This window comes from Dactylosporangium sp. NPDC000244 (genome assembly GCF_040300725.1).
GTDB lineage: Bacteria > Actinomycetota > Actinomycetes > Mycobacteriales > Micromonosporaceae > Dactylosporangium.
Genome location: NZ_JBEPEH010000040.1, coordinates 1 through 17285, shown reverse-complemented (window position 1 = coordinate 17285; position 17285 = coordinate 1). Strand labels below are relative to the sequence as shown.

The following is a 17285-nucleotide window of genomic DNA, read 5'->3' as shown; positions in this document are numbered from 1 at the left end:
CGCGGCGTGGACTCGGGCACGGCGCAGACTCGAACTGAAGCGGTCTACGGGCGAGGCGCGGCCTAAGGACCATGCAGCTCCGAAGCCCTTCAGCGCGACCTCGCCGCGGACTCGGGCGCGGCGCGGCCTGACGACTGCGCAGGTCCGCAAGCCCCCTCCGCGCGACCCCCGCCGCGGCCTCTGGCACGGCGGGGGCTCGAAATCAAGCGGTCTGCGGGCGAGGCGCGGCCTGAGGACTGCGCAGATCCGCGAGCCCCTCCGCAACCCCACGCAAAAACGCCGTCGCATCCGCGAGACTGCCCACCGCCGCATTGTCCTCAGCAACACACCCAGCGGCCGCGGTCACGAACTGCTCGTACGCGGTGACCCCCTGCTCGAGCTGCTCGGCGAGCATCCGATGAGCGGGCCGCAGCGCATCACCCGAGGGCCCGATGCGCATCGTGCGCTCGACGGACGCGCACCGCTGGGCGAGATCGCGCAGCTGCCGCTCGGCCACCGCCGCGTCCAGTACGGCTCCCTCGGCGGCCGGCCCGAGTCGCCCGACCAGCCCGCTGAGCATGGTGGCGGCGCGGTCCAGGCGCCGCCAGGGCTCGGCGACGGTGAGGCCCCGCAGCTTGAACACGTCGCGCTGCCGGTCGAACTCGGCTATCGCGGTGCGCCCGGCCGGAAGCCGCTGGACCAGCCCGACGAGCTTCTCCCGCGCCATGGTGCCCGCGAGCGCCGGATCGGGCTCGGCCGGCACCGGCAGCGCGCGGAAGGCCCGGAAGTCCAGCCAGCGCCACCAGGCGATGGCGATGGAGCCGCCGGCCGCGGCCGCCCAGAACGCGTCGGGCAGGCCGAGGCCGGCATACGGCACGAGGACGGCGGTCGCCCCGGTGAGCAGGCCCGCGCGCACGGTCCAGCCGCGGGCGGAGCGGTGCAGTTTCCGCAGCCGCTTGAGGTGCTTCGTCCGATCGCTGGCCATGACCGCCCCCCGATCCCGGTCAGCCTGCGCTGGCCGAATCTCCCGCCTGCTTGTCCTTCATGCTGGCCCGGATCTCGTCGAGCCGGGAAATGCTGGCGTCCTTCGGCCCGGCCGAGGCGACCGACGGCGACTCCGGCGCGGAGGCGAGCTTCTCGCCGGCCATGCTCGCGCGGATCTGGTCGAGGCGGGAGCTGCCGGCCATGTCGAGGGTCGAGCGCTGCACCTCGAGCATGCGGCCCTCCACCGAGTTCGAGGCGAGCTCGGCGCGGCCCATCGCGTTGGCGTACCGCCGCTCGATCTTCTCCCGCACCTCGTCCAGCGACGGGGTGTTGCCGGGGGCGGCGAGGCCGCTCATCGACTCGAGCGACTTGGCGACGGTCTCCTGCATCTTCGCCTGCTCGAGCTGGCTGAGCAGCTTCGTGCGCTCGGCGAGCTTCTGCTGGAGCATCATCGCGTTGTTCTCGACCGCCTTGCGCGCCTGGGCGGCGGCGTTGAGCGACTGGTCGTGGAGGGTCTTGAGGTCCTCCATGCCCTGCTCGGCCGCGACGAGCTGGGTGGCGAACACCTGCGCCGTCTGCTCGTACTGCGTCGCCTTCGCCTCGTCCCCCTCGGCGCGGGACTTGTCGGCGAGCATCAGCGCCTGCCGCGCGGAACCCTGCAGCTTCTCAACCTCGGACATCTGCCGGGACAGCCGCATCTCCAGCTGCCGCTGGTTGCCGATCACCGCCGCGGCCTGCTGCACGAGCGCCTGGTGCTGACGCTGCGCGTCCTCGATCGCCTGCTGGATCTGCACCTTCGGATCGGCGTACTCGTCGATCTTGGCACCGAACAGCGCCATGAGGTACTTCCAGCCCTTAGCGAACGGATTCGCCATTTCGCGGTCCTCTCTCGGCCAGCACGGGGACGTGCAGCTTCTATCGTGTCAGGCTCGCGCTAGAGCGTCACGTCCGGTCGCGGGCCAACCCCCGGAAAATCACTGCCAAACACGTACATTGCAGACACAAGTCAGGGGGATCTCAGGGCTGTGGGCCCGGGACATCCCCACCCGAGAGCGCCGAGCGCGACAGCCGCTCGGCCTCGGCCAGGCCTGCGCGCAGGCCCTCGAGGTCGTTCGTGAGCTCCGCCACCTTGGACGCGGTCAGCGGTGCGCCGCCGACCGTGGTCGCGTGCAGAGCGACCAGCTCCGCCATCCGCGCGACCAGGCCCTCCATGCCCAGCACCGCGGACTGCATGCGGGCCAGGAGCATCTCGCGGGCCTCGCGCAGCCGCTGACCGACGTCGAGCTGGTCCGCGACGGCGCGCCGGGCCCGCTCCCGTTCGTCGCGCAACGGTCCCGGGGCGAGGCCGGACAGGCCGCGCTGGAGCTGGTTGTACTCCTGCCGAAGCCGCTGTGTGTTGATCCCCGCCGCCGTCTGGTCGATCAGCGTCACCTGCCCGGCGAAGCGGGCGAGGTCCCCGAGCGCCCCGGCGGCCGAGTCGTCGACCTCGGAGATCTGGCTCCTCAGGATCGGGTCGCCGGTGCCCTCCGCCTGCCGTCGCAGCGTGCGCACCGCGGCCTCGGCGCGCTTGAGGAACCGCTCGGCGTCGCTGCCCCGCGGCGGGGTGGGCAGGCTCGGGGGCGGCGCGGCGTTCAGCGGCCGGGGCGATGACCCGCCGCGGTCGGTGAGCACGCCGAGGCCGACCCGAATCCCGTACACCGCGCCCGCGACCGCGAGCCCGACCGGCACGCCGACGAGCAGGCCGGCCGGGGCCAGGGCGGCCGCCACCGCACCGCCCATGCCCCCCAGCACGCCCGCGGCGACGAGTCCCCACGGCTCGGTCAGCTGCTCCTTGACGCCCACGACGGTAAGTGTGCCCCTTCGACCTGAGGATCAGAAGTTGCTGAGGACGTTGACGAGCACGTTGTTGATCGTCGTCGGGTCGCTCGCGTCGTACGCCGCCGCGCGCGAGGCCGAGGAGATCTTCTGCAGCGTGCCGAGGTCGGCCTGCCCGCCGTAGGCGATGGTGAACACGCGGACCGGGATCTCCTTGTCCGACGTGTCCACGTCGCGCACGAGCGCGTCGAGGTCGCTGTCCTTCGGGTACTCGTTCTTGCCGTCCGTGAGCACCACGACCGCGTTGATCCGGCTCGGGTCGGACAGCTCGACCATCTTGCGCTGCGCGGCCCGCGTGGTGGCGTACAGGGCCGTCCCGCCCTCGGCGCTGATACCCCTTATCACCTGCTCCAGCTTCGCCTTGTTGCCCGACAGCGCGGCGACCGGCACCTGCTCGGTGTACGGCGTGCTGGCCCCGGCCACCTCGGTCGAGAACGTCCACAGCCCGACCTCGTCGTCCGGCGCGAGCAGCGCCAGCGACTGCAGCGCCGCCTGCTTGGCCAGCTCCATGCGGGTCTGGCCGTTGCCGGCGTCGTTGTTCATCGAGCCGGACACGTCGAGGACCAGCAGCACCTTGGCCCGCTTGCGCTGCGCGTCCCACGTGGTCAGCGCCTTCTCGAGCACCTGCGGCGACGGTGGGTCGATCACCGTGTACTTCGCGTCCGGCAGCAGGCCGTTCTCGCGCGTGACCGCCGAGCCGGCCTTGCCCTCGAAGGTGCGGAAGGCCAGGTCGGTGAAGCGCTTCTGCTGGCCCGCGTCGCGCACGTAGGCGAGGAAGTCGGCGGCCGCGGCCTTCTGCTCGTCGCTGGCGTTGCTCAGCACCACGTACGGGTGGTCGCTGACCAGCGTGCCTTCCTTGGGGTAGATCGCGACGAGCGGCACCCGCGGCTTGGTCCCCTTGCCGGCCAGCGCCGGGTCGCCGGTCGGGTTGCCGGTGTTGTAGTCGTAGACCGACTTCTCCTCGACCGCGACCGCGCTGACGTAGTTGAGCCCGCGCCCGCCCTGGTCCGCGGCGAGCTGGTTGGACAGGAACGTCAGGGTGGTGTCGCCGTAGTGCACGACGCTGGACTCCACCGACTTGACGTACTGCAGCACCTTCGGGTCGGCGAGATCCTTGTCGGTGAGGTCGGTCGAGCGCCCGGTGGCGGCGAAGTACGCGCCGACCGTGGCGTTGAGCCCCGACGTGGAGAAGTGCGGGTTGGTCTTGCCGAGCCGGAACTTGCCCCACTCGGGGTGGCCCTTGGAGCCCCAGCCGTTCGGGTCGTTGATCAGCCCGAAGACGTCGCCCCAGCCGATCTGCTTGTCCGGCCACCCGAGCGCTTCGGCCATCGGCTTGGGCATGGCCAGTACCAACGGCGACTGCGCGATCATGGGCAGCTTGCCGTCCGGGACCAGGCCGCCCTTGTCGCCGCTGGCCAGGCGCTGCTTGAGCAACGCGACCCACGACGCCGACGCGGGGGTCCAGACCGCCGGCTGCGCGCCGTCCTTCTTGGTGTCCCAGCCGGCCGCGAGCGCGTCGAGCGCCGCGCCGGAGGCCTTGGTCTGCACCGTGGGGTCGGCGCACTTGCCGTCGAAGCGCCGGTCGGACTTGATGTAGCTCTTCGCGAACTCCGTCATCAGCGCGGCCTTCTCGCTGGACGCGGTGATGTTCAGCGCGATGCAGCCCTCGCGACGGGGGTTGTCGGCCTTGTTGTCGCCGCCCTTGTCGTCGCCGCGGTTGGCGAGGAAGAGGTACACGCCGCAGATCGCGAACACGCCGATCACGGCGGCGAGGATGATCGGGAGCGGGTTACGCCGCCGGTTCGGGTAGCTCACGGCCCCAAGTGTGGCAGGTCGCGTCGAATCCCGATCAATCCCCGCCGGACCCCGGCGCGCTCAGACGCGCGGGCAGCGCCAGCCTCGTCACGCTCAGACGCCGCGACCGACGCCGATCCCGGCGCGCTCAGGCGGCGTAGACGACGTCGCGCTCGCGGTCCACCGGGCCCCGCGTCGCACGCAGCGTGGTCCGCAACGGCCCATCATGACGTACGGCCACAGACAGCTTGGCGTCCGCGGCGATCTTCGCCTTGGGCGCGCCGCGCACGAGCCGAGACTGGGGCGCATCGCCGGCCGCAGCGGCTGCGGGCACCGGCTCGGGCTGACCCGCCGGCACCTGGTTGGCGCCCGACGTGGAATCCGGCACCGGCTCGGGGGCACCGACCGGCACGAGCACCGGCGGCAGATCCTCGGCCAGGGCCAGGGTGTCGCTCACATCCCGCAGCACCTCGGACAGCGCGGCGCCCAAGGCCTCGCAGATGGCGGCCAGCAGCTCGCTGGACGCCTCCTTCTGGCCGCGCTCGATCTCCGAGAGGTAGCCGAGGCTCACGTTGGCCGCGGTGGACACCTCACGGAGGGTCCGGTGCTGGGCCTGCCGTCGCGCTCGCAGCGCGTCACCGATCACCCGACGAAGCAGCACGGTGGCACCCCCTCTGACGCAGCTGGCAAGACCGCGAAGAAACTGGTACTCGTCACGGTACCTGGTGAGACGCCGATCGACACCCTGCCCCGCCGTTATGAGACAGCGAGGGTCTCGGCCAGCAACCCGACGGCGGCCTCGACCGCGCCGCCCCGCACCGCGGCCCGGTCCCCCTCAAGGGTGAATTCCCGCACCTCGACACGGTCCGGCTCGCCCGGCCCGGGGGGCGGCCCGACGACGGCGACGTAGACCCGCCCGACCGGCTGGCCACCCTGCGGGTCCGGTCCGGCGACCCCGGTCGTGGCGGCCGCCCAGTCCGCGCCGCACCGCTCCCGGGCGCCGGCCGCGAGCGCCGCGGCCACCGAGGGGTCGACAGGCCCGTGCGAGGACAGCAGCGGCGGCGGCACCCCGAGGAGCCTGGCCTTCAGCTCCGTCGCGTACGCCACGATCCCGCCCCGGAACACCCGGCTCGCCCCCGGCACCTCGACGAAGGCCGCCGCGAGCAGCCCGCCGGTCAGCGACTCGGCCACGGCGAGGGTCTCGCCACGCTCCTTGAGGGCCGCCAGAATCGCGCCCGTCCGATCCGTTGACACCCGAGCCCCTCTCTCTAGGCGACCGGCTCGTCCGCCTGTGGGGCCACCGCCGGCGCCGCGCCCGGGCCGGGCAGCACCGCGCCCCCGCCCCGGGCCAGCGACTCGCGCCGGATCCGGATCGCCCGCATCACATAGTCGGCGCCGGTGACCACCGTCACCACGACCGCCGCGGCCATCAGCCACGGGCCGATCTGCGCCAGGCCGTGCGGCAGCGGCGTGAGATACCACCCGATGGCCAGGATCTGCAGGGCCGTCTTCGCCTTGCCACCCCGGCTCGCGGGCATGACCCCGTGCCGGATGACCCAGAAGCGCAGCGCGGTGACGCCCCACTCGCGGACCAGGATGACCACCGTCACCCACCAGGGCAGCTGGTTGTAGGCGGACAGCAGCACCAGGGCGGCGCCGGTCAGGGCCTTGTCCGCGATCGGGTCGGCGACCTTGCCGAAGGAGGTGACGAGGTTGTGGGTGCGGGCGATCCAGCCGTCGACGTAGTCGGTGGCGGAGGCCACGATGAAGGTCAGGCCCGCGGCGAGCTGCCAGACGTCGTGGGTCATCCGGCTGGCCACGACGCACAGCACGAAGACCGGCACGAGCACCATGCGCACGACCGTGAGGACGTTGGCCGCGTTGAGCAGCGGCACGGGCTTGACCTGGGTCATGTCGCCGCCGGGCTGATCAGCTCAGTCGGGGTCGCGACGAGGTCGACGCCGATACTCTCCGTGACCTTGGCCCGCACGAGGTCGCCCGGGCGCAGCGACGCCGGGTCGAGGTTGCCGCCCGCCACGAGGGTCGTGGAGCCGTCGACCTCGGGGGCCTGGTGGGCGCCACGGCCCTCGACGTCCACGCCGTCGGGGTGGCGCTCGACCGTGTCGACGAGCACGTCGACCATCGACCCGACCCGGTCGCCGGCGCGCTGGGCGCAGAGCTCCTCGGCGAGGGCGCTCATCCAGTCGTACCGCTTCTTGACCGTCGCCGCCGAGACCTTGTCCGGCAGCCCGGCCGCCTCGGTGCCGTCCTCGTCGCTGTAGTCGAACACGCCGATCGCGTCCAGCCGGGCCTCGGTGAGGAAGCGCGCGAGCTCGTCGACGTCCTCGCGGGTCTCCCCCGGGAACCCGACGATCACGTTGCTGCGCGCGCCCGCCTCCGGGTCGAGCTTGCGCACGGTCGCGAGCAGGTCCAGGAAGCGCTCGGTCGAGCCGAAGCGGCGCATGCGGCGCAGGACGGGCTCGCTGGAGTGCTGGAACGACAGGTCGAAATACGGGGCGACGCCCGGAGTGGTGGCGATCGCCTCGATCAGCCCGGGCCGCGTCTCGGCCGGCTGCAGGTAGGACACGCGCACCCGCACGATGCCGGCCGTCCTGGCGAGCTGGGGCAGGAGCTTCTCCAGCAGCCGCGGGTCGCCGAGGTCCTTGCCGTAGGAGGTCGAGTTCTCGCTCACCAGGACCAGCTCGCGCACCCCGTTGGCGCCGAGCCACTCGGCCTCGGCCAGGATCTCCTCCGGCGTGCGGGAGACGAACGCCCCGCGGAAGGCCGGGATCGCGCAGAACGCGCACCGCCGGTCACACCCACTGGCCAGCTTCAGCGGCGCGACGGGCCCGTGATCGAGCCGGTGCCGCATCACCCCGCGCAGGTGGGCCGGCAGGTGCCCGGGCGTGACGACCGTCGCCTCCCGGCGCGCGACCGGCGTCAGCGGCAGCAGCGTGCGCCGGTCGCGCGGGGCGTGTGACGGGATGGACTCGCCCGCCAGGATCGAGTCCAGGCGAGCGGCCATGTCCGGGTAGTGGTCGAAGCCCAGCACCGCGTCGGCCTCGGGCAGCTCCCCCGCCAGCTGCTCCCCGTAGCGCTCGGCGAGACACCCGGTCGCGACGACCTTGGCCCCGGTGTCGGCCGCGGCCAGCAGGGTGTCGATCGAGTCCTGCTTGGCCTTGGCCACGAAGCCGCAGGTATTCACGAGCACCACATCGGCGTCGGTCCCGTCGGTGGTCACCGACCAGCCGCCCTCGGCCAGCCGGGCGGCGAGCTCCTCGGAGTCCACCTCATTGCGGGCACAGCCCAGGGTGAGCAGGGCTACGCGGCGGTCAGCGTTGGTGGACATGCTGTCGAGGGTACCGACCGGGACTGACAATTTGCGGAGCGGATCCGGCCTCAGGGAGCCGGGAATACGTCTCGGAACGTGAAGGCCTCCGGCGTCGGCCCGGACCGCCGGAGCAGCTCAAGCCGGTCGCGGGCCTCCGTGAGGCTCGGCCGGTGGCCGGACGGGACCCACCAGAGCACCGCGTGAGCCTCCCCGAGCGGCACAAACCACTCCCGTCGTCGTCGCAGAACGTCGAGGTGACCACTACGGAAGGTGTACTGCCGCAAATCCTCCAGCGACGCCCAGACCGACATGTTCACCATGAGGTCCCCGCCGAACGGCCGCAGCGAGGTGGCATCGGCACCGCCGTCGTCCACGAGCCGCCACACGAAGCCCGGGTACTCGTCCGCGACCGCGTTGATCCGGTCGATATCAGCGTAAAAGCCCGCCATGCGGGGATCGTCGCGCGGCCCGACGGGCACGCCGACGTTGAGCTGAGCCAGGTGATCGGTCATGGCGGCAGTCTAAGACAAACTTTCATTGTTTTTAGTACCGGCCGCATGCCGATCGTGTACCCAGCCCGCGCCGGACGGTTCGTTCTGCACGCCGTCCTGCGCCTCCGCGCGGAGCCGGTCGCCTTGCGCGTCGTCCCGCGCACCCGCACCGAGCTGGTCACCCTGCGCCTGCGGAGCGTTCAGCGCGCCCGCGCTGTCCTGGTCGCCTTGCGCATCGTCCCGCGCGCCCGCGCCCGCGACGAACCGGTCCACGACGACGCAGCACCCGTCCGGCCGGGGGTCGATACGCGCGCCGCTTCCGAGCGCGCCCCGCAGCAGCGCCAGGTTGGCCCCGCACACGACGCCCGGATGCGTGCGCGCGACCGCGTCGAAGGGGCAGTTGCGCAACCGCCACACGTCGCCCTCGGCGTACGGCTCGTATCCGAGCCCCCGCAGCGTCGCCTCGGGGTCCTGCCCCTTGAGCCGGGCCCCGGTACGCTCCGCCGCCGCGTACAGGGCCGGCTCGACCCCCGCCTCGGAGACCGCCTCGGCGAAGACCTCGGCCAGCACGCGATACCCCCGCGGCGGGAGACTCACCGAATGCTCGGCCGCGGAGCGCCGGTACAACTTGGAGGGCCGCCCGGCCCCGGGCCCGCTACGCCCGCCGAGCCGCGCGAACGCCACATCGAGCAGCCCCGCCTCGGCGAGCTTGTCGAGATGATGGGCGGCGAGCGTGCGCCCGATCCCGAGCGCCTCGGCAACCTGATCCCGGCTGACCGTGTCCCCGGCCGCCGCGACATGCTCGTACACCGCCCGCCGCCGCGGGTCGGCCAACGCCGCCAGCGCGTCGATCTCCTCGTCAGGCACGCGTTCAACTATCGCAGCAGCACCGCCCGCCCCGCGCCGCCGCCTAGAAGCACCACCGCCACGTCACGCCCTCACGCCACGCCGCCGCTCACGCGACCGCGCCGCACGACCACGCCGCGGCCCACGTCGCGCGGCCCACGTCGCGACCGCGCCACGCGGCCAAGTCGCGTCACTGCAGCAACGTCGCGGCCACCGTGAGCGTCGCCATCGACAGCCCCGTCGACGCCACGATGACGTCGCGCGAGAAGGTGCCGTCCACGCCGTACGCGCGCGCGAAGACGAACGTGTTCTGTGCCGTCGGCAGCGCCGAACACAGCACGACGGCGAGCAGCGCCTCCCCGGTGAGCCCGAACACGACGCGCGCGAGCAGGAAGCACAGCAGGGGCTGCACAAGCGATTTCAGCAGTACCGCCAGTGTCACCTCCGCGGGCCGGCGCGCCTCCCCGTCGCCGCCTCCCCGCGGCACGAGCGAGAGCCCGAGCGCGACGAGGGCCGAGGGCACCGCGGCGTTGCCCAGGAGCGCGACCGCGTCGCCCACGAGACGCGGCAGGTGCACGTGCGCGGCGCCGAGCACCACGCCGGCCAGGCACGCGAGCATCACCGGACTGCGCAACGGCACCGTCAGGAGCCGCCGCCAGCGCCCGGTGGCGTGCTCGCTCTGTGCGATGTCGAGCGTGCCGAGAATCACCGGTGTGAGGATGCTGGTCTGGATCAGCAGTACCACGGCGATGAAGCTCGCATCGCCCACCACCTGCATCATGACGGGGATGCCGAGGTTGCCCGCATTCACGTACGCGCAGGCCATCCCCGCGATCGTCTGCTCGGCCAGCGGCCGCCGGAACAGCCACCGCGCCGCGCAGAAGCCGACCGCCCCGATGACCAGCGTGGCGATCGAGAACGCCGCGACCGCGCGCCCCGCGGGTCCCCCGATCGGCTGCCGGGTGAGCGTGTTGAGCAGCGCGGCCGGCATCGCCACGTAGAACACGAACCGCCCGAGCACATCAACGGCGGGCGCCCCGAGCACCCCGCTGCGCCCGGCGATGAACCCGACGGCGGTGAGCGCCCAGATCGGCACGAACGCGGCCAGCACTCCTACGCGCTCCCCCGCCCAAGCCTCACCCGAGTCACCCTAGGCCAGCGCCGACCGTCACCCCACGGGCCACCGCGCGTGAACAGCCCCGAACCGGGCGGGCCAGGCGCAGCGGGCGCGGGCAATCACCAGGCGGACCGGTCCGGGCCGCCGCCGCCGCCGTCAGTCGTCGTCTTCGGAGGCCTGCAGCGCGCCCAGCACCTCGCCGAGCGAGTCCGGCTTGATGAGCACGTCGCGGGCCTTCGAGCCCTCCGACGGGCCCACGATGCCGCGGGTCTCCATGAGGTCCATGAGGCGGCCCGCCTTGGCGAACCCGACCCGCAGCTTGCGCTGCAGCATGCTCGTCGAGCCGAACTGGCTCGTCACCACGAGCTCGATGGCCTGGATGAGCAGCTCGAGGTCGTCGCCGATCTCCTCGTCGATCTTCTTCTTGCCCTCGTCCCGCTTGGTCGTCACGTCGGGCCGGAACTCCGGCTCGCGCTGGTCCTTGCAGAACTTCACGACGTCGCTGATCTCGGTCTCGGAGACCCAGGCACCCTGGATGCGGATCGGCTTCGACGCGCCCATCGGCAGGAACAGCGCGTCGCCGCGGCCGATCAGCTTCTCGGCGCCGGGCTGGTCGAGGATGACCCGCGAGTCGGCCAGCGACGACGTGGCGAAGGCGAGGCGCGACGGCACGTTGGCCTTGATCAGGCCGGTGACGACGTCGACGCTGGGCCGCTGGGTGGCGAGCACCAGGTGGATGCCGGCCGCGCGGGCCAGCTGGGTGATGCGCACCACCGAGTCCTCGACGTCGCGCGGGGCGACCATCATGAGGTCGGCGAGCTCGTCGACGACGACGAGGAGGTACGGGTACGGCCGGATCTCCCGCTCGCTGCCCGGCGGCGCGGTGATCTGTCCCGCCCGCACCTTGCGGTTGTAGTCGTCGATGTGCCGGACCCCGGCCGCGGCGAGGTCGTCGTAGCGCATGTCCATCTCGCCGACGACCCAGTCGAGGGCGTCGGCCGCCTTCTTCGGGTTCGTCACGATCGGCGTGACCAGGTGCGGGATGCCCTCGTAGCTGGTGAGCTCCACCCGCTTCGGGTCCACGAGCAGCAGCCGCACCTCCTCCGGCGTCGACCGCGTCAGCAGCGACACGAGCAGGCTGTTGAGGCAGCTGGACTTGCCCGCGCCGGTCGCGCCGGCGATGAGGATGTGCGGCATCTTGGCCAGGTTGGCCACGACGTAGCCGCCCTCGATGTCCTTGCCGAGCGCGACGATCAGCGGGTGGTGGTCGCCGGTCGCGGCCCGGGAGCGCAGCACGTCGCCGAGCGCCACGTTCTCGCGGTCGGGGTTGGGGATCTCGACGCCGACCGCGCTCTTGCCCGGGATCGGGCTCTGGATGCGCACGTCGGCCGACTTCACCGCGTAGGCGATGTTCTTCGACAGCGCCGTGATCCGCTCGACCTTGACGCCATGGCCGATCTCGACCTCGTAGCGGGTGACCGTCGGGCCCCGGGTGAAGCCGGTGACCAGCGCGTCCACGCCGAACTGCTCGAACACGCCCTGCAGCGCGTTCATGACCTCGTCGTTGGCCCGGGTGCGCCCGCGAGGGGCGTCGCCGGTGCCGAGCAGGTCCGGGGGCGGCAGCTTGTAGTCGGCGTCGGTGAGCGCGAGCTGCTCGGCCCGCGTCGGCATCGGCGAGTGCTCCGGCGGCTCCTTCTCGGGCGCCTGAGCCTTCTCCTTCTTCTTGCGCCCCGCGGCGGGCATCCGCTGCAGCACCACGGTGTCGTGGACGAGCTCGGGGTCGAGGTCGGGCGCGGCCGCGTCGAACTCGTCGGGGTCGAGGCCGAGCGGGTGCGGCAGCGGCTCGGGCTCGCCGTCGGCGCGGGCGGCCTGGCGGCGGCGGGCCGGAGCCCGGCGGGCGGGCCGCTCCTCGGGCTCGTCGTAGAGCTCCTCGAACTCCTCCTCGTCGTCGATGAGCGTCGGGTCCTCGACCCGGCCGAGCGCGAGGTCGCGCAGCTGGCGCCAGCGCTGGGGGATGCGGCTGATCGGCGTGGACGTCACGACCAGCAGGCCGAACGCGGAGAGCAGCAGCAGGAGGGGTACCGCCACCCAGGACGTGACCGCCATCTGCAGCAGCCCGCCCCCGCCGCGGCCGAGCAGACCGCCGGCCCGGTCCATCCGTGCCGGGAGCGTGGGGCTGCCCGCGGCCAGGTGCATCAGCCCGGTGCCGCCGATGAAGAGGGCACCCCAGCCGATCAGTCCGCGTCCGCGGCGCTCGTCGGGGTCCCCGGTCGAGCGCATGATCCGGATGCCGCCGATGACGAGGAGCACCGGCAGTACCGCTGAAGCACCCCCGATGAACGTGTGGCAGATGTCGGCGAGCCATCGGCCCACCGGCCCGGCCGCCTGGAACCACAGGGCCGCCGTGAGCAGCACCGCGAGCCCGATCACGCCCAGCCCGGCGCCGTCGCGGCGGTGCTCGGGATCGAGGTCGCGGGCGGTCGCCGCCTGCCGCCCGATCGCGCGGGCGCCCCAGCCGACGCTGTGCGCGAGCCCCATCCAGACCGCGATCATGCCCCGGCCGAACAGGCCCAGCGGCGTGGCGACCATGGCCCCGGTCCGGCGCCGGCGCACGGGTGTCGCGACGCGGGTGTTCGCCCGCGGGGTCGCCCGGCCGCGGGTCGCCTTCGCGGGGGTCGCCTTGGCCGCGGGCGTGGCCCGGGCACGGGGCGTCGCCGCGCGCTTCTGGGGGGTAGCACGCGTGTTCGAACCGCCGCGCGCGTTGGACGTGCCTCCGCCGCGGCCGGCCTGGGAGGTGCGGCCCGCCATGGACACACCGTATCGGGCGGCTACGACAATCTTCTCTCGGCACGCCGGTGACGAAGCTTCGCGAGGGCGACCGCGTAGGAGAAGACCACGATGACGCCGACCAGGACCTGCAGCAGGTGCGTGTACCGCTCGGGGTAGAGGACATTCTCGATGTACGTGTCGATGAAGCCCTTGTCCCCGACCGCCTGCCCGGCCTTGCGGCGAGCCCAGTGCTCGGCGACGGTGAGCGGGCAGGTCAGCGGGATCGACACGACGGCGAGTCCCCAGGCGGCGGCGGCCAGATGGGGCCAGAAGGCCCTGGGCCACCGCCAGACGAGGAACCCGCCGAGCACCACGTAGGCGAGGAAGCAGAAGTGCAGCACCAGGACCGTCGTCGCCAGCGCCGCGTACATCTCAGACCTCGACCACCGTCGGCACGATCATCGGGCGGCGCCGGTACGCCTCGTTGACCCAGCGGCCGACCGTGCGCCGCACGATCTGCTGCAGCTGGTGCGGGTCGGTGATGCCGTCGGTCGCCGCCCTGTTGAGGGCCTCGGTGACCAGCGGCAGCACGGCGTTGAAGACCGCCGGGTCGTCGGAGAATCCCTTCGCCGAGACCGTCGGACCGGCCACCACCTTGCCGGTGACGGAGTCGATCACGACCGTGGCCGCGATGAACCCGCCGTCGCCCAGGATACGCCGCTCGGTCAGCAGCGACTCCCCCACGTCGCCGATGGCGAGGCCGTCGACGTAGACGTACCGCGAACGGATGTGGCCCACGAGGCGCGCCTCGCCGTCGACGAGGTCGACCACGTCGCCGTCCTCGCAGAGCACGACGCGCTCGGCGGGCACGCCGGCCTCCCGGGCCAGCTGTGCGTGCGCCCGCAGGTGCCGCCACTCGCCGTGCACCGGCATGAAGTTGCGCGGCTTCACGACGTTGAGCAGGTACAGCAGCTCGCCCGCGGGCGCGTGCCCGGAGACGTGCACCTTGGCGACGTCCTTGTGCACCACGATCGCGCCGGCTCGCGAGAGCTGGTTGATCACGCGGTACACCGCGGTCTCGTTCCCGGGGACCAGCGACGACGCGAGCACCACGGTGTCGCCCTCGCCGATGACGATGTGCCGGTGGTCGCCGTTGGCCATGCGGCCCAGCGCGCTCATCGGCTCGCCCTGCGACCCGGTCGACATGAGCACCACCCGATCGGGCGGCAGGCTCATCGCCTCGTCGATCGCGACGACCAGCCCGTGCGGGATGCGCAGCAGGCCCAGGTCGCGGGCGATGCCCATGTTGCGCACCATCGAGCGGCCGATGAGGGCCACCTTGCGCCCGTGCGCGTGCGCGGCGTCGAAGACCTGCTGCACCCGGTGCACGTGGGAGGCGAACGAGGCGACGATGATGCGCCCGGTCGCGCGGCCGAAGATCCGCTCCAGCACCGGGCCGATCTCGCGCTCCGGGTTCACGAACCCGGGGATCTCGGCGTTGGTCGAGTCCGACAGCAGCAGGTCGACGCCCTCGGCGCCGAGCCGCGCGAACCCGGCCAGGTCGGTGATCCGCCCGTCGAGGGGCAGCTGGTCCATCTTGAAGTCGCCGGTGTGCAGCACGGTGCCGGCGCCGGTGGTCACGGCGACCGCGAGCGCGTCCGGGATCGAGTGGTTGACCGCGAAGAACTCGCACTCGAACGGCCCCAGGCGCTCGACCTGCCCCTCGCGGACGGTCAGCGAGTAGGGCTCGATGCGCCGCTCGGCCAGCTTGGCCTCGACCAGGGCGAGCGTGAACTTCGAGCCGACGAGCGGGATGTCGGGCTTGTGGGCGAGCAGGTACGGCACCGCGCCGATGTGGTCCTCGTGCCCGTGCGTGAGCACGATCGCCTGAACCTGGTCCAGGCGGTCGAGGATCGAGGAGAAGTCGGGCAGGATGAGATCGACGCCGGGCTGCTCCACATCGGGAAACAGCACGCCGCAGTCGATGACAAGCAACTTGCCTTCGAACTCCAGCAGCGTCATGTTGCGGCCGATCGCGCCAAGCCCGCCCAGCGGGGTCACCCGCAGCGTGCCGGGCCCCGGAGGGGGTGGCGGATCGAGCTCGACGTGCGCCACCGTCATAAGGCCACTCCGAGGTCGTTGTGGTGCGCCATCTGGTCGGCCGAGCCGATGGTGCGGCCCGCCTCCGCGCAATCTTCCCGCAAACGGCCGAGTTCCGCCGCATTCGCGCCTATGAGAGGCGGGCGGACCGGTCCGGCGGGCAGGCCGAGCAGCGTCAGGGCCGCCTTGGTCAGGATGACACCCTGGGTGCGGAAGAATCCGCAGAACGCCGGCAGCAGCTGCAGGTGCAGCTCCCGCGCCCGCGCGACGTCGCCCGCCTCGTACGCCGTGATCATGGCCTTGGTCTGCGGCCCGAAGACGTGCGTGGGGACGCCCACCACGCCGACCGCGCCGACCGAGAGCAGCGGCAGGGTGAGCTTGTCCTCGCCGGAGTAGTACGCCAGGCCGGTCCGCTTGATCACCCAGGCGGTCTCGCCGAGGTCGCCCTTGGCGTCCTTCACCGCGACGATGCGCTCGTGCTCGGCGAGCTTGCACATCGTCTCGGTCTCGATCGCCACACCGGAGCGACCGGGGATGTCGTACAGCATGACCGGCAGATCCGCCGCGTCGGCGACCGCCCGGAAATGGTGCACGAGGCCGGCCTGCGGCGGCTTGTTGTAGTACGGCGTCACCACGAGCAGCCCGTCGGCGCCGGCCTTCTCGGCGGCCCGGGCGAGCTCGGCGGAGTGTGCGGTGTCGTTGGTGCCGACGCCGGCGATCACGTGCGCCCGGTCGCCGACGGCCTCCACGACCGCGCGGAGCACCCGGTCCTTCTCCGCGTCGCTCGTGGTGGCCGACTCACCGGTCGTACCGTTGACCACCAGGCCGTCGTGCTCCTGCTCGTCGACCAGGTAGGCGGCGAGCCGAGCGGCGCCGTCAACGTCGAGCGAACCGTCAGGCCCGAACGGCGTGACCATCGCGCTGAGCAACCGGCCGAACGGCCGGCCGGGGACGGAACCGGTGCGTGTCATACGCACAACCTAGCGGAAGCCCAAGCGAAGCATTTCTCAAGATTCCCAGGTGTACTGCGGCGCCGCCACCTCGGTGCCGTCGGCGAGCTCGCTGATCGTGAAATCCCCGAACACGCTGGGCGCGACCCGCTGCAGTTCCCGCAGGCAGGCGACCGCCACCTCGCGAATCTCCACGTCGGCGCCCTCGCTCGCGCGCATGGTCACGAAGTGCCGCCAGGCCCGGTAGTTCCCGGTCACCACGATCCGCGTCTCGGCCGCGTTCGGCAGCACCGCCCGCGCCGCCTGCCGCGCCTGCTTGCGCCGCGAGGTCTTGTTCTCGACGTCGGCGAACTTGGCCTCGAGCCCTTCGAGCAGCTCGTTGTACGCCTTGAGCGCCGCCTCACCCGCCTCGACGAACGTCTTGTGCAACGCCGGGTCCTCGGCGATCACGGCCGGCTCGACCATCACCTGCTCGCGCCCGGGCACGTACCGCTGGGACAGCTGCGAGTAGGAGAAGTGCCGGTGCCGCACGAGCTCGTGCGTGAACGACCGCGAGACGCCGGTCATGTAGAACGTCACCGTGCCGTGCTCGAGCACGCTCAGGTGGCCGACCTCGAGGATGTGCTTGAGGTACCCGGCGTTCGTTGCGGTTGCCGGGTTCGGCTTGCTCCACGACTGGTAGCACGCGCGGCCGGCGAACTCGGCGAGCGCCTCCCCGCCTTCGGCGTCGGTTTCCCAGGGCACCTCGGAGGGCGGCTCGAAGTGCGTCCAGGCGATGGCTTTGACGGAGAGCATTTGCAGAGCGTACTAGCCCTGACGATTTCGGCTGTCAAGCCCTGCCGAGCGCGGAGTCGTCGATCACACCCACGCGCCGCCGCACACGGACGCGGACACAGCACCCCCGCGGACGGCCGCGCGCGGGCGGAGGCGCTCGGGCGCGCGGGGCGCACGTGGGCGGGGCTGCGCGGGGTGGGGCGCGGGCGCGCGGGAGCGGGCGCGCGGGCGCGGGCGCGGGCGGCGCGGGCGCGGCGGCCTCCTGGGCCAGCGGC

At 72.4% G+C, this 17285-nt stretch carries 16 protein-coding genes; all 16 read right to left on the bottom strand.

Annotated features, from left to right (window positions below; translation table 11 throughout):
• Nucleotides 1-202: 202 nt before the first annotated feature.
• Nucleotides 203-964, bottom strand: coding sequence for a phage shock envelope stress response protein PspM (gene pspM / locus ABT369_RS43720; RefSeq protein WP_350621981.1), 762 nt, complete (start codon nt 962-964; stop codon nt 203-205).
• A gap of 19 nt (nt 965-983) precedes the next feature.
• Complete coding sequence (locus tag ABT369_RS43715) at nt 984-1838, bottom strand: PspA/IM30 family protein (RefSeq protein WP_350621979.1); 855 nt, start codon at nt 1836-1838, stop codon at nt 984-986.
• Between the two features lie 142 nt (nt 1839-1980).
• Nucleotides 1981-2805, bottom strand: coding sequence for a hypothetical protein (locus ABT369_RS43710; protein ID WP_350621977.1), 825 nt, complete (start codon nt 2803-2805; stop codon nt 1981-1983).
• A 30-nt stretch (nt 2806-2835) separates the two neighbouring features.
• Nucleotides 2836-4653 carry a vWA domain-containing protein gene (locus ABT369_RS43705; protein WP_350621975.1) on the bottom strand — a complete coding sequence of 606 codons (1818 nt, stop codon included), beginning with the start codon at nt 4651-4653 and terminating at the stop codon, nt 2836-2838.
• Nucleotides 4654-4780: 127 nt separating this feature from the next.
• A complete protein-coding gene (locus ABT369_RS43700; RefSeq protein ID WP_350621973.1) occupies nt 4781-5293 on the bottom strand; it encodes a helix-turn-helix domain-containing protein in 513 nt (170 codons plus the stop codon).
• Between the two features lie 95 nt (nt 5294-5388).
• Nucleotides 5389-5886 (bottom strand): CinA family protein, encoded by a 498-nt coding sequence (locus ABT369_RS43695; RefSeq protein WP_350621971.1) that lies wholly within the window; start codon nt 5884-5886, stop codon nt 5389-5391.
• Nucleotides 5887-5900: 14 nt separating this feature from the next.
• Nucleotides 5901-6545, bottom strand: coding sequence for a CDP-diacylglycerol--glycerol-3-phosphate 3-phosphatidyltransferase (pgsA, locus tag ABT369_RS43690; protein ID WP_350621969.1), 645 nt, complete (start codon nt 6543-6545; stop codon nt 5901-5903).
• Nucleotides 6542-7981, bottom strand: a complete 1440-nt coding sequence (rimO, locus tag ABT369_RS43685) for a 30S ribosomal protein S12 methylthiotransferase RimO (protein ID WP_350621967.1) — start codon at nt 7979-7981, stop codon at nt 6542-6544. The genes pgsA and rimO overlap by 4 nt, the downstream gene beginning before the upstream one ends.
• Nucleotides 7982-8031: 50 nt before the next feature.
• Entirely contained in the window at nt 8032-8475 is a 444-nt protein-coding gene (locus tag ABT369_RS43680; RefSeq protein ID WP_350621965.1) for a DUF3291 domain-containing protein, read from the bottom strand.
• 9 nt (nt 8476-8484) lie between these two features.
• Nucleotides 8485-9321, bottom strand: a complete 837-nt coding sequence (locus ABT369_RS43675) for a helix-turn-helix transcriptional regulator (RefSeq protein ID WP_350621963.1) — start codon at nt 9319-9321, stop codon at nt 8485-8487.
• 169 nt (nt 9322-9490) lie between these two features.
• Nucleotides 9491-10411 carry an AEC family transporter gene (locus ABT369_RS43670; RefSeq protein WP_350621961.1) on the bottom strand — a complete coding sequence of 307 codons (921 nt, stop codon included), beginning with the start codon at nt 10409-10411 and terminating at the stop codon, nt 9491-9493.
• Nucleotides 10412-10573: 162 nt separating this feature from the next.
• Entirely contained in the window at nt 10574-13225 is a 2652-nt protein-coding gene (locus tag ABT369_RS43665; protein ID WP_350621959.1) for an FtsK/SpoIIIE family DNA translocase, read from the bottom strand.
• A gap of 20 nt (nt 13226-13245) precedes the next feature.
• Nucleotides 13246-13617: a DUF2784 domain-containing protein gene (locus ABT369_RS43660; protein WP_350621957.1), complete on the bottom strand. Its 372-nt coding sequence runs from the start codon at nt 13615-13617 to the stop codon at nt 13246-13248.
• Nucleotide 13618: 1 nt separating this feature from the next.
• The gene (locus ABT369_RS43655) at nt 13619-15307 is read right to left on the bottom strand and encodes a ribonuclease J (protein ID WP_350621955.1); all 1689 of its coding nucleotides are present in this window, start codon (nt 15305-15307) and stop codon (nt 13619-13621) included.
• Entirely contained in the window at nt 15304-16257 is a 954-nt protein-coding gene (gene dapA / locus ABT369_RS43650; RefSeq protein WP_350621953.1) for a 4-hydroxy-tetrahydrodipicolinate synthase, read from the bottom strand. The genes ABT369_RS43655 and dapA overlap by 4 nt, the downstream gene beginning before the upstream one ends.
• Before the next feature lie 36 nt (nt 16258-16293).
• The gene (thyX, locus tag ABT369_RS43645) at nt 16294-17031 is read right to left on the bottom strand and encodes an FAD-dependent thymidylate synthase (RefSeq protein WP_350621951.1); all 738 of its coding nucleotides are present in this window, start codon (nt 17029-17031) and stop codon (nt 16294-16296) included.
• Nucleotides 17032-17285 lie beyond the last annotated feature (254 nt).